Source organism: Saccharothrix lopnurensis (assembly GCF_042658445.1).
GTDB classification, from domain to species: Bacteria; Actinomycetota; Actinomycetes; order Mycobacteriales; family Pseudonocardiaceae; genus Actinosynnema; species Actinosynnema lopnurensis.
This window is the reverse complement of the sequence record NZ_JBHSQO010000001.1, coordinates 422451-435273: the sequence shown is the minus strand read 5'-3', so window position 1 is coordinate 435273 and position 12823 is coordinate 422451. Positions and strand designations below refer to the sequence as shown.

At 73.8% G+C, this 12823-nt stretch carries 8 protein-coding genes; 2 read left to right on the top strand and 6 right to left on the bottom strand.

The window, feature by feature from the left end:
• Nucleotides 1-131 precede the first annotated feature (131 nt).
• Complete coding sequence (locus ACFP3R_RS01940) at nt 132-2189, top strand: SpoIIE family protein phosphatase (RefSeq protein WP_380632087.1); 2058 nt, start codon at nt 132-134, stop codon at nt 2187-2189.
• 45 nt (nt 2190-2234) lie between these two features.
• On the opposite strand, the gene ACFP3R_RS01935 is transcribed toward ACFP3R_RS01940, so the two are convergent.
• From ACFP3R_RS01935 to ACFP3R_RS01920, 4 genes are all read right to left on the bottom strand, one after another.
• Nucleotides 2235-4070, bottom strand: coding sequence for an ABC transporter ATP-binding protein (locus ACFP3R_RS01935; protein ID WP_380632085.1), 1836 nt, complete (start codon nt 4068-4070; stop codon nt 2235-2237).
• Nucleotides 4071-4198: 128 nt separating this feature from the next.
• Nucleotides 4199-5212: a TerC family protein gene (locus tag ACFP3R_RS01930; RefSeq protein WP_380632084.1), complete on the bottom strand. Its 1014-nt coding sequence runs from the start codon at nt 5210-5212 to the stop codon at nt 4199-4201.
• A 197-nt stretch (nt 5213-5409) separates the two neighbouring features.
• The gene (locus ACFP3R_RS01925) at nt 5410-5700 is read right to left on the bottom strand and encodes a hypothetical protein (protein ID WP_380632082.1); all 291 of its coding nucleotides are present in this window, start codon (nt 5698-5700) and stop codon (nt 5410-5412) included.
• Nucleotides 5701-5806: 106 nt separating this feature from the next.
• Entirely contained in the window at nt 5807-7420 is a 1614-nt protein-coding gene (locus ACFP3R_RS01920; protein WP_380632081.1) for an alpha/beta fold hydrolase, read from the bottom strand.
• Between the two features lie 244 nt (nt 7421-7664).
• Between ACFP3R_RS01920 and ACFP3R_RS01915 the strand changes: the two genes are divergently transcribed.
• The gene (locus ACFP3R_RS01915) at nt 7665-8591 is read left to right on the top strand and encodes an NAD(P)/FAD-dependent oxidoreductase (protein WP_380632080.1); all 927 of its coding nucleotides are present in this window, start codon (nt 7665-7667) and stop codon (nt 8589-8591) included.
• Between the two features lie 18 nt (nt 8592-8609).
• On the opposite strand, the gene ACFP3R_RS01910 is transcribed toward ACFP3R_RS01915, so the two are convergent.
• Together ACFP3R_RS01910 and ACFP3R_RS01905 are read right to left on the bottom strand one after the other, a co-directional pair.
• A complete protein-coding gene (locus tag ACFP3R_RS01910; RefSeq protein WP_380632079.1) occupies nt 8610-9395 on the bottom strand; it encodes a serine/threonine-protein kinase in 786 nt (261 codons plus the stop codon).
• A 138-nt stretch (nt 9396-9533) separates the two neighbouring features.
• Nucleotides 9534-12722, bottom strand: coding sequence for a LamG-like jellyroll fold domain-containing protein (locus ACFP3R_RS01905; protein WP_380632077.1), 3189 nt, complete (start codon nt 12720-12722; stop codon nt 9534-9536).
• Nucleotides 12723-12823 lie beyond the last annotated feature (101 nt).

Genomic DNA, 12823 nt, shown 5'->3' with positions numbered 1-12823 from the left:
CCGGCACCTCGTACGCCCAGGTGGTCATCCCGCAACCCCGCGTGGGAGGGTCGGGTCCGCTCCCCCGCACGGGGGAGCGGACCGGTTCGCGGCGGGCAGGGCCGCGGTCGCGGCCATAGGGTGGGGTGATCATGGATCCCGATTCCGAGTCGGCGCTCACCCCGGCGGGCGACCCGGCGTCCGTCGTGGCCTGTTTCGAGGAGCTGCCCGCCGCGGTGTGGGCGTTCCGCGGACCCGACCTGGTGGTGGTCGCGGCCAACCGCGCGGCACGCGCGTCCGTCGGTGATCGGCCCGGTCTCGTCGGCCGACCGGTGCGCGAGTCCGTGCCGGAGGCGGCGGGTCAGCAGGTCTTCGACCTGATCGAGCAGTGCTACACCGGCGACCGGGTGGTGCTGGGCAGCGAGCGGCGGGTGCTGGTCGACCGGGACGGTGACGGGCGGCTGGAGGAGAGGTTCTTCACCTTCACCTGCCTGCCCTCGCGAGATGAGCACGGCCTGGTCACCGGGGTGGTCGCCCACGCGGTGGAGGTGACCGGGCAGGTGACCGCGCGCCGCGCGGCGGAGCAGCGCCACCAGGCCGCGCAACACGTCGTGCACGTGCTGCAACGCGCCCTGCTGCCCGACGCCCTGCCGGTCCTGCCCGGTGTGCGGCTGGCCGCCCGGTACGTGGTCGCGGGTGACGAGCGGGCAGCGGGCGGCGACTGGTTCGACGTGGTTCCGCTCCCGGGCGGCGGGCCGGCGGGGCGGGAGGGTGGCCGGGTGGTGCTGCTGGTCGGCGACGTGGTCGGGCACGGGCCCTCGGCCGCCGCCGCGATGGGGCAGCTGCGCACGGTCGCGCTGCACGCGCTGTGGTCGGGCGCGGGCGTCGAGGGGGCGGCGGCGCAGCTGGACGCCTTCGCCGCCCGCCTGCCGGCGACCCGCGCCGCGACGATGTGCCTGGTGGAGCTGGACACCGCGACCGGGGACCTGTGCGGGGTGAACCGGGGTCACCCGCCCGCGCTGGTGGTCGCCGCCGACGGCTCGACCCGGTTCCTCACGGGCTCCGGCCACGACGCCCCGCTGGGCGTCGGCAGGCCCGCGAGCACGCCGTGGCGGGACCGGCTCGGGTCCGACGACGCGCTGCTGCTGTACTCGGACGGCCTGGTCGAGCGCTCGGGCCGGTCCCTGGCGGCCGGGCTGTCCGCGCTGGCGACCGTGACCGCGGCCGCGGTGTCCGAGACGGTCGACGAGGACGGCACGCTGCCGAGGAGCCCGGCCGACCGGCTGTGCCTGGCCGCGGTGGAGCGCATGGGGTGGCTCGGGTACGAGGACGACGTGACGGTCCTCGTCGCCCGGCGTCCGGGCCTGCGGCAGCCGCCGCTGCGCCTGGTGCTGCCCGCGACGCCGGCCGCGCTGGTGTCGCTGCGGCACGGGATCGCGGACTGGCTCGCGGACCTGGACGTCGACCGCGACCGGGTGTTCGCGGTGCAGCACGCGATCGGTGAGGCGGTCACGAACGCCGTCGAGCACGCCTACGCCGGCGGGCCGGGGCCGGGGCCGGGGCCGGGGTCCAGGTCGGGATCGGGGTCCAGGTCGGGATCGGGGTCCAGGTCGGGATCGGGTGAGGTGGTGGTGGTCGACGCGCACCTGTCCGACGACGGCTTCGCCGAGTTCGCGGTGACCGACCGGGGTCGGTGGCGGCCGGTGCCCGAGTCGCCGGGCGGCCGTGGCCGGGGGTTGGCGCTGTTGCGCCACTTCGCCGACCGGGTGGAGATGACGCCGTCCGAGGGCGGCACCACGGTGCGGATGGCCTTCCGGCTGACCCGCGTGCCGCACCTCGACCACCCGGAACAGCCCGCCGCCCGACCGGCGGACGACCTGACCAGCGAGCTGCGGCGCGGCGCGCACCCGGTGCTGACGGTGCGGGGGGCGATCGACGCCCACACGGCGGAACTGCTGCACACCACCCTGCTCGACGCCAGCCGTGGTGGCGGGCGGCCCCTGGTGGTGGACCTGACCGGGGTGACGCACCTGGCCAGCGCCGGGGTCCGGCTGCTGCACGAGGTCGCCGGCGAGCTCGACGCGGAGCTGGTCGCGCCGGTGGACAGCGCCGCCGGGCAGGTGCTGGCGCTGACCGACCTGCGGCACCGACCCGACCTGCCCGAACCGACTGGTCCACCCGAACCGCCCGCTCGGCCCGGTGGCGGCTGAGCGGCGGGGCCGGCAGTCCCCGGCCCGCCCCGCCACCACCCCCGCCTACTGCGAATCCACAGTGGACATCTCCGGTTCGCTGTCGTCCAGGAACCCGCCCGACTGGTGCCTCCACAACCGCGCGTACGCGCCGTTCGACCGCAGCAGCTCGTCGTGCGTCCCCTGCTCGACGATCCGGCCGTGGTCGAGCACGATCAGCCGGTCCAGGCGGACCACGGTGCTGAGCCGGTGGGCCACCACGAGCGCCGTGCGCCCCTCCATGAGCCGCCACAGGGCTTCCTGGACGAGGAGTTCGCTCTCCGAGTCCAGCGCGCTGGTCGCCTCGTCGAGCAGCAGGATCGGCGCGTCGCGCAGGATGGCCCGCGCCAGCGCCACCCGCTGGCGCTGCCCGCCGGAGAGCTTGACGCCCCGCTCCCCCACCAGCGTGCCGAACCCCTCGGGCAGGGCCTCGGCGAACTCGACGACGTGCGCCGCCCGCGCCGCGTCCCGCACCTCGGCGTCGGTGGCGCCCGGCCGGGCGAAGGCGATGTTGTCCCACAGGGTCCGGTGGAACATGGCCGGTTCCTGCGGCACGTACGCGATGAGGCTGCGCAGGTCCGCCTGGCGCAGCCGGGCGATGTCCTGGCCGCCGACCAGGATGCGGCCTCCCTGGATGTCCATCAACCGCAGCAGCAGCCGGGTCAGGGTGGTCTTGCCGCCGCCGGAGCGGCCGACCAGGCCGATGGTGGTGCCGCCGGGCACGGTCAGGTCAAGGCCGGCGAACAGCGGCGGCGCGCCGGCGTGGGCGAAGGTCACGTCCTCGAAGCGGACCTCGGCGGTGGACGGGCGCAGCGGCACCGGGTCGGCCGGGTCGACCACCTGCGGCGGGGTGAGCAGCAGCTCGGTGAACTGGGCCGCCTCGGTCAGGGAACTCTCCAGCCGCCGGTAGATGTTGTTGAACTCGAACATGATCCGGGTCGCGTTGGTGAAGTAGGTGAAGGCGACCACGATCGCCTCCACCCCGAGCGCGCCGCCGCCCAGGCTCACCGCGAGCAGCAGGCCCAGCGCGTTGGTGATCACCAGCATCGGCGCGATGGCGGTGTCGATGCGGAGGTTGGCGTAGTCCCACGACCGGATGGCGATCCTGCGCTGCTCGGCGGCGCGCTCGCGGTGCTCGGCGTTCTCGCGCTCCTCGGCGGCGAAGGCCCGCACCGCGTCCATGTTCGACAGGGTGTCGGCCACGCGGCCCGACACGCGCGCGATGGCCGCCTCCCGCTCGTCGACCAGGCGCTGGCGGCGGCGGATCAGCGGGGCCACGACCAGGGCGGTGACCAGGATGAAGCCGATCAGGACGACCACCAGCAGCGGGTCGTAGCGCCACAGCACCACCGAGGCGAACACCAGCGGTACCAGGTTGGACAGCACGGAGAACGCCATGGCGTCGATGAACTGCTCGAACCTCCCGGCGAAGCTGAGCACCCTTTTGGTGAGCGAGCCGGCGAAGTTGTCGTGGAAGAACGCGGCGTCCTTGGCCAGCAGCTCCTCCATGCCGAGCACGGACAGGTGCTCGATGCCGCGCCCGTCGGCGCGGTTGAGGCAGTGCAGCCCGACGCGCCACAGGGCTTCCCCCGCCAGCGCGAGGCCGGCGAAGGTCAGCACGTAGGGCAGGGCGGTGGCGACGTCGACGGTCGCGCCGTCCGCGATGCGGCCCGCGAGCGCGGCGACCACCAGCGGCGGCAGGTAGTAGTGGCAGATGTTGCCCAGTGCGGGCAGCAGGAGCGCCGGTGTGGCGGTCTTCTTCTGGCGGACCAGCTCGCGCAGGTAGTAGCGCAGCGCGAGCAGCACCGCTGTTTTCCTGGTGGTCGGGTCCTCCGCGTCGCCACGTGCTCCGGGCGCGGTCATCCGTCTCCCTCCCGGGGATTACGAACTCGGACCGGCCATGCTGCCGCAGCGGGTGCGGTCGCAGCGATCGATTATCGGCGGCGCGGACCCGCCCGTGCGCTCGTGGGCCGGTCCGCGCCGCGCCTGCCTCAGCGGGCGCCGCCGTCCTCCTCGTGGTTCGGGCGGCGGGCGCGCAGCGAACCGGGGTGCGCCTTGGCGGCGGGGTCGCGGCGGGTCTTGAGCAGGCTCGCCACCGTGACCACGACCAGGATCGCGATGATCACCCCGAGGCTGAGGGGGGTGGGGATCTCGGGCACGTCGGGCGAGAGGTCCACGTGGGCCCAGTGCAGGATGAGCTTCACGCCGATGAACCCGAGGATGACGGCCAGGCCGGCGGAGAGGTAGACCAGCCGGTCGAGCAGGCCCTTCACCAGGAAGAACAGGGCGCGCAGGCCGAGCAGCGCGAAGGCGTTGGCGGCGAAGACGATGAACGGCTCCTCGGTCACGCCGAACACGGCCGGGATGGAGTCCAGCGCGAAGAGCAGGTCGATGCCGCCGATGGCGACCAGCACGATGAGCAGCGGCGTGCCGACCCGCCTGCCGTTCTCGCGGGTGAACAGCCTGCCGCCCTGGTACTCGGTGGACAGCGGCAGCAGGCGGCGGGCGGTGCGCACGACCGCGTTGTTCTCCACGTCCGGGTCCTCGTTGCGGTGCCGGAACAGCTGCACGGCGGTGAAGATCAGCAACAGGCCGAACAGCAGGAACATGAACGAGAACAGCGAGAGCAGGGTCGCGCCGACCGCGATGAAGATGGCGCGCATGACCAGCGCCAGCACGATGCCGAAGGTCAGCACCTTGTGCTGGTGCTCCTCGGGCACCGCGAACGTGGTCATGATGATCACGAACACGAACAGGTTGTCCACCGAGAGGGACTTCTCGACGATGTAGCCCGCGAAGTACTCGGTGCCGAACTCGCTGCCGTGGGCCGTCCACATCCAGACGCCGAACCCGACGGCCACCAGGATGTAGAACACCGACCAGGCGGTGGCCTCGGCGAAGCCGACCTTGTGGGGGCGGACGGCCGCGAGCACCAGGTCCACCGCGAGCAGCACCAGGATCAGCCCCACGGTGACGACCCAGGTGAGGGTGTCGATCTCAAGCACCGGGTTCCTCGCTTTCCTGATCACCCGTCATGTACGAATCGGACATTAGAGGCAAACGGTACCGGCGCGCGAACCGGCACACCGGAATCCGACCCCATCCCGTGCCCGGCCGCATCTCGTGGTGCCCGACGACCTCACGGTTCACCCGTCAGCGCGGTGTCACGTGATCTCCGCCGCCCGGCCGGGAGCCCCGCGGTTCAGGGGCGCGGGCGCACGCGCGCCCACCGGCGGCCTCGCTGGGACCTGGGCGTGGTGGCGGCCGAGCACTTCGGGCACAGGTGCAGCCCGTGGTCCGCGGTCTGCTCGATCCACACCGCGTCCGCCCAGCTCACGTGCTGGAACCTGCCGAGCCGGCTGCGGCTCAGGGCCAGGCCGCACAGGGTCTGGTCGGTGCCGGGCGTCCACGCGTGCACGTCGCCCGAGGGCTGTCGCACGCCGTCCTCGTCGACCCACAGGCTGGACGCGGCGACCGCTGGTGCCGAACTCATGGTGGCGGTGTACCCGCTGCCCGGCCCGTGACGCGCCGGTGGCCCGGACGGCGCCCGCCGTCCGGCCCACCGGGGCCGGTCTCGGGACCTTCGTCGGCGGGGGTCCTCAGTAGCCGGGACCCGTGAACTTCTTCCGGTCGACGAAGTCGCGGACCCGGGCCGCCAGGTCCGACGCCGGGGCCGGGCGCTCGGCGTCGGCGGTCGCGGCGAACGCGCCGTCGGCCGGGACGTCCGGGCGCGGGGCGCCGGGGCACTCCACGCGGCTGCCCGGCAGCACGCCGTCGACCAGGTAGCGGTCGACCAGCGCGGTCACGCACTCGTTGCGGGCGTACAGGCCGTGCGTGCCCTCGTCCGAGACCGAGACCAGCGCGTCGTCGAGCCTGGTCGCCATGGCCGGCCCGCCGTCGTAGTGGGTCTGCGGGTCGGAGTCGGCCTGGACGACCAGGCCGACCGGGTACCTCGTCCGCTTCAGGTCGGTGACCCGGTCGGTGGTCTTGAAGGTGCGGAACGTGCACTCGGTCGGCGCGGCGCGCAGCACGCCGAACCCGTACGGGTACTGGACCCGGTACCGCCGCATGTCGTCGTAGTAGGTGTTCAGGTCGGTCGGCCAGTCGGCCTCGCAGGTGACGGTCTGGAACACGCCCGGCACGGTCTGGGCGATGCCGAGCTCGTAGAGCGCCCTGGTCGCCGCGACCGCGTCGGCCACCCGCCCGGGCGCGACCTCCTCACCCAGCACGTCGCGCCGGATCAGCGCCATGTCCTCGGCCAGCAGGTCCCAGATCTCGCGGTACCGGGCGTTGGCGCCGACGACGACGTCCCAGGTGCTCTGGTCGAGGTAGCCCTCCCACGGCTCCACCGCCAGGCGGGCAGACAGCTCCTCGCTGGTGGCGAGCACCTCGGCGGCCGTGGTGCCGAAGCCGTAGCGGCTGTCGCGCTCGGCGACCCAGGCGAAGAAGGTGTCCACGTTGTCGCGGATGGCCCGGGACTGGGCCTTGAACTGCTCGCGCCAGATCCACTCCGGGTGCACCGAGGAGTCGAGGACGTTGCGGTCGAGCCTGGTCGGGAACAGCGTCCCGTACACCGCGCCCAGGTAGGTGCCGTAGGAGAAGCCCAGGTAGTTGATCTTCTTCTCGTCCAGCACGGCCCGGATGACGTCCATGTCGCGGGCGGTGTTCGGGGTGTTGACGTAGGGGCGGATGCCGCCCGCGGCCCTGGCGCACGCCTCCTCGGCGGCCCGCGCGGTGGCGGTCCAGTTCGCGAACTCGGCGTCGGTGGGCCGCGTGGTCAGGGCGCCGACCTGGTCGGCCGCCTCGCACAGCAGCGGGCTCGACTTCCCCACACCGCGCGGGTCGAAGCCGATCAGGTCGTAGGTCTCCGCGATCCGGTTGGTCGCGAAGTACAGCGGCAGGTCGAGCCCGGGGCCGCCGGGCCCGCCGGGGTTGAGCAGCAGCACGCCGCGGCGCTTGGCCGGGTCGCTCGCGGGCCGCTTGCTGATGGCCACCTGCAACCGCCCGGCGTTCGGCTTCCGGTAGTTCAGCGGAACGGTGATGGTGGCGCACTGCAACTCGGCAAACCCGTCGCACGCGGCCCAGTCCACGTCCTGCTCGTGGAATTCGGTCAGGTTGGCGGCCGACGCCGTCGGCGCGACCGCGATCAGCCCGGACGCGGCCACCACGGCGGTGCCCAACGCCGCGACGAGCCGTTTCACCTTGCTCTTCACCCTGTTCTCCCCCTCATCCAGTCGGACGGCACCCGCAAACTAAGGAATTCGGGAAAGGCTCCGGCAGGTCCGAAAGTCGCATGGCCGGTGTGACGCCGAACTCATCGGATGGGCGGGCGAAAGGGCGTCCGCACGGATTGCCCCGGAGCGCCATATCACTTCTTCCGGCGGAATTCATCGTGCCCGGGGACCTTTTCGGCGACCGCTTTCGACGGATGTCCGCCCGACCCGTCATGATGTCGGGGTGAGGACGTCGCGCGAGGTCACCGTCATCGGTGGTGGGGTCGTCGGGTACACCTGCGCGCACGAGCTGGCGCGGGCCGGGCACGAGGTCACGGTGATCACCGCCGACCCGCCGGGGCGGACCACGTCCGCGGTCGCGGCGGCGGTGTGGTTCCCCTACGAGGCGGCCCCGGCGGACGCGGTGCTGAGGTGGGGCGCGGAGTCGCTGCGCGCGTTCGGCTCGCTCGCCGGGGACCCGCGGACCGGGGTGTCGCTGCGGTCGGGACTGGTGCTGCACCGCAGCGCCTCGCCGGACCTGTGGTGGACGGCCGCCGTGCCGTCGGCGGAGGCGGTCGGGACCGGGCTGCCCGCCGGGGTGGTGAGCGCGACGCGGTGCACGCTGCCGGTGGTCGAGATGGACCGGTACCTGGCGTGGCTGGTGGCGGCGGCCGGGGTGCGCACGGTGGTGGGCGAGGTGCGCGACCTGGCGGAGGTGCCGGGCACCGTGGTGGTCGCCGCCGGGCTGCGGTCGGGCGTGCTGGTCGGGGACGACGACGGGCCGGTGCCGGTGCGCGGCCAGGTCGTGCGGGTGGCCAACCCGGGGCTGACCGACTGGCTGATCGACGACGACAACCCGGCCGGGCTGACCTACGTGGTGCCGCGGGCGGCGGACGTGGTGTGCGGCGGCACGGCGGACCGGGGCGAGCACTCGCTGGAGCCGTCGGCCGAGGTGGAGGCGGCGATCCTGGCGCGGGTCGGTGACCTGGTGCCCGAGCTGCGCGGGGCGGCCCCGGTGAGCCGGGCGGTGGGGCTGCGGCCGGCCCGGTCGGTCGTGCGGCTGGACCGGGTCGTCCGCGACGGCCGGGTGGTGGTGTCCTGCTACGGCCACGGTGGCGCGGGCGTCACGCTGTCGTGGGGGTGCGCCGCCGACGTGGTCGCCCTGGTGTGACCGCCCAGGGGTGACCGTTCAGGGGCGACCGCTCAGGTCGCGGGCGCACCGGTCGGCCGTCGGTCTGCGGCGGGCGGACAGCGAGGTCATCAGCGTCAGCAGCCGCACCAGGTCGGCGGGCAGGTCCCGGGGCACCTCCGGTGGCCGGTGCAGCCGGGCGTTGGCGGCGGCCACCACGCCGCCGCCGTACTCGCGCCGCCCGGTCAGGCACTCCAGCAGCACCAGGCCCAGCGCGTAGACGTCGGCGGGCGGGCCCACGTCCTCGCCCCGGATCTGCTCGGGCGCCAGGTAGGCGGCGGTGCCGACGACCTCGTCCACGCGGGTGAGCCGGGTCGCGTCGGCCGAGCGGGCCAGGCCGAAGTCGGCCAGGTGGGCGGCGCCGTGGCGGTCGAGCAGGACGTTGCCGGGCTTCACGTCGCGGTGCACCACACCGCGCGAGTGGACGTGGGCCAGCGCGTCGGCCAGCCGGGCGCCCAGCTCCCGGACCCGCCCGGTCGGCAGCGGCCCGGCGGCCAGCAGGTCGCGCAGGGTGCCGCCGTCGAGCAGCCGCATCACCACGAACGGCGTCGGGCCGGACTCGGCCAGGTCGTAGACGGGCACGAGCCCGGGGTGGACCAGGGCGGCGAGGGTGCGCGCCTCGTGGGCGAAGCGCCGCACCCCGACCTCGTCGGTCGCGGTGCACACCTTCACCGCGACCGGTCGGCGCAGCCGCAGGTCCCAGCCGAGGTGGACCCGCGCCATGCCGCCCACGCCGAGCACCCCGTCCAGCCGGTACCGGTCCACCAGCACCCGAGCACCGCGCACACCGCTCCCTCCCCCGCCTCCCGAACCCCGGCACAGGTTGCCCGATCGGCGGCCGGTCGCGCTGCGGAGGTCCGAAGCGGTGTCGGGCGGGCACCGGGCGCCGCCGCGCACGGGGTGTGCGGCGGCGCCCGGCGGCGGTCAGCGGTTCGCGTGCAGTTCGGCCACCTCGGCGTCGCCGAGGGCCCGGTCCACCGCGCGGACCTCGTCCACCGACCCGCGCCAGTGGTCGGTGGGCTGCCCGGCGTACCGGGCCCGGCCGAGGGTCAGCGGACCGGTGCTCACCTCGTCCGGGCCGGCCGGGATGGTCGCCGCCCGCTGCCCGTCGACGTACAGGCGCAGCTCGCCCGCCGCCTCGTCGCGCACTCCGACCAGGTGGTACCAGCGGCCGGGTTCCGGGTTCACCGCGTGGGTGGCCCGCCGGCCGCCCGGCACGCTGAACGCGAAGTTCCCGTGGCCGTACTGGAGGTAGAACGGGTTCTCGGTGCGCCGGCCGTCCTGGCTGACCGCGGTGGCGTAGTTGCCCGGCAGCGAGTCCAGGGCGACCCACGCCGAGACGGTGTAGCTGCCGCGCGTGTCCAGGACCGGTCCCGCGGTCCGGGCGGAGTCGCCGTCGCCGTCGAACCTCAGCGCCTGCCCGCGCACGCCCGGCGCGTACGCCGCGTCCCCGTCGAGCGCGACGGGGTTCCCGCCGCCGCTGGTGTCCTCGCCGCTGCCGTCCAGCGACCACGTGCCGCGGCCCGGGTAGACCCGCTGCCCGGCGGCCGCGCCCGCGGCGAGCACCCGGCGGTTGACCTCGCGCACCGGACCGGGGTCGACCTTGATCTCCCGCCGGTCGTAGGTCCAGAAGCCGTTGAGCTCGGTCTCCACGTCGGTGATCTGGGTGTAGACCGAGCCGGACAGCTCGGCGCCCGCGCCCTCCAGGTAGTGGGTCTCGGTGTTGGAGACGTACTTCGCGGTCAGCGCCGCCTTGTCCGCCACCCCGCTGTAGATCGCGGCCGGCGCGCCGGGCCACTGGTGGCCGGGCGTGCGGAGGGTGAACCCGCCGTGCTCGCCGTCCATCGCCGCCCGGGTCGCGTCCGGCCACGGCGCGTCGTTGTTGAGGTAGTCGTGGTGGTCGATGACCTCGCCCTTGCCGGAGTCGCCCTTCGACGCGCAGCAGTTGACCCCGCTGTGCGCGTTGACCACCCGGGACGGGTCGGCGGCCTTGACGGACTCGGCGATGCGGCCCGTCTCCTCCCGGTCCCACTCGCCCCAGCCCTCGTTGAACACGATCCAGCCGATGATCGAGGGCGAGTCGTGCAGCTGCGCCCGCGCGCGGGCGCCCTCGGTGAGGAACGCCTGCCTGCCGGTCTCGTCGGTGACGTTGACGTTGACGAAGTCCTGCCACACCAGCAGGCCCAGCCTGTCCGCGTGGTGGTACCAGCGGGCGGGTTCGACCTTGATGTGCTTGCGCACCGCGTTGAACCCGAGGTCCTTCTGGGCCTTGAGGTCGAACAGCAGCGCCTCGTCGCTGGGCGCGGTGTTCAGGCCGTCGGGCCAGAAGCCCTGGTCCAGCATGGACAGGGAGAACACCGGTTTGCCGTTGAGGACGAGCTTGGGGAAGCCGCCGACCTCCTGGACGCCGACCGAGCGCATCCCGAAGTAGCTCTCCACCTCGTCGCGGCTCGACCCGTCGACCAGGCTGACGTCGAGGTCGTAGAGGTAGGGGTCCTCCGGGCTCCACAGGCGCGGGGCGGGCACCGGCAGGGTCAGGTCGGCGTTGGGGCGGCCGGTGACCTCGCCGACGCGCTTGCCCCGGTGGTCGCGGGCGGTGACCTTGACCGCGGCGCGGTCCGTGGCGGTCGCGGAGGACACCCGGACGGCGAGGGTGCCCGCGGTGATGTCCGGGGTGGTCTTCACATCGTCGATGGCCCGGTCGGGCACCGGCTCCAGCCACACGGTCTGCCAGATGCCGGAGGACTGCGTGTAGACGATGCCGCCGGGACGGCGGGACTGCTTGCCGATCGGCTGGTTGTCGCCGGTGGTGTCGGTGACCGCGACCACCAGTTCGTGCCGGCCGCGACCGCGCAGCGCGTCGGTGACGTCGGCGGTGAAGGCGGTGTAGCCGCCGGTGTGCTCGGCGACCGGCGTGCCGTCCACCCACACGCGCGCGTGGTGGTCGACCGCGCCGAAGTTGAGCTTCAGCCGCTCGCCCCGGCCGATCCTCCAGTTCGCCGGCACGGTGAACGTGCGGCGGTAGAACATGTGGTCCTCGTGGCGCTCCAGCCCGGACAGCTGCGACTCCACCGGGAACGGCACGATGACGCGCTCGGGCAGCCGTTGGCCGAAGGTCGGCTGCTGCCCGGCGGTGGCGGCGGCGAACTCCCACGGGCCGTTGAGGTTGAGCCAGTCCTCGCGCACCTGCTGCGGGCGGGGGTACTCGGGCAGCGGGCGCTCGGTGTCCACCTTTTCACCCCAGGGCGTCCGGAGCCGGTGGGTGGAGGTGTTGGTGGCGTTGCGGATGATCCCGGGCACGACTTCGCCGCCGACGGTCAGGCCGCCCTCGCCGTCGTAGGTGACGCGGACGCGCTGGCCGCGCTGGATCGCGGCGGGCACCTCGACGAGCGCCCTGGTCCGGTCGCCCCGGGCAAGGCCGGCCCGGCCCAGGGGGAACGGGACGGTGTCCACCTCGACCTTCAGGTGGGCGGTGAGGTCGCCGAGGTCGGTGATCTCGCGGTCGAAGTCGAGTTCCAGGCGGTCGCGCGAGACGGTCGGCCGCACCGGGTAGACCGGGAAGTCGGCGGGCGGCAGGAAGGCCGACTCGGGCACGGGCTGCTTGGCCAGCGCCGGGGTGGACCAGCGCAGGTACATGTTCGCGCCGCCGACGTCCTGGAACAGCTCCAGCCGGAAGTCGTGCTCCCGGCCCGCTTCCAGGCGGACCGGGGCGCTGTGCTGCTCGACGTCCCAGTCACCGACCCAGTGGTCGATCACCGGGTTGCCGTCGAGGAACAGGCGGAAGCCGTTGTCGCCGATGGCGTGGAAGGTGTAGTCGCCGGTGGCGGGGGCGGTGAGCCGGCCGGTCCAGCGGGCGGTGGTGTGCTCGGTGCGCCCGGTCAGGGCGGCGAACGTGCTGGTCAGGTCGCTGAAGTTGATGTCGGGGTCGAGGGTGGTGCCGCCGGGTTCGGCGAAGTCGCGCGCGCCGGGCGCGGACATGCGGAAGTACTCGCCCTTCAGGCCGTGCACGGGTGCGGGGTCGGCTCTCGCGGGCTCGGCTCTCGCGGGCAGGGCGGTGGCGGGGAGGAGGAACAGGCTGAGGAGGAGGACGAGGAACCGGCGGGCAGGGCGCATACGGGTTTCTCCTGGACTCGGCGGTGAGGCCCATCACAGCTTTGCTCATCTATCCACACCGTCGCGCAGAAGACAACAACAAAGCTCACTTTGGGAGCGCT

Bases quoted from the DNA above. Each gene is read 5' to 3' on its own strand.
- ACFP3R_RS01925 (WP_380632082.1), bottom strand. From the start codon at position 5,700: ATGAGTTCGGCACCAGCGGTCGCCGCGTCCAGCCTGTGGGTCGACGAG.
- ACFP3R_RS01905 (WP_380632077.1), bottom strand. From the start codon at position 12,722: ATGCGCCCTGCCCGCCGGTTCCTCGTCCTCCTCCTCAGCCTGTTCCTC.
- ACFP3R_RS01940 (WP_380632087.1), top strand. From the start codon at position 132: ATGGATCCCGATTCCGAGTCGGCGCTCACCCCGGCGGGCGACCCGGCG.
- ACFP3R_RS01935 (WP_380632085.1), bottom strand. From the start codon at position 4,070: ATGACCGCGCCCGGAGCACGTGGCGACGCGGAGGACCCGACCACCAGG.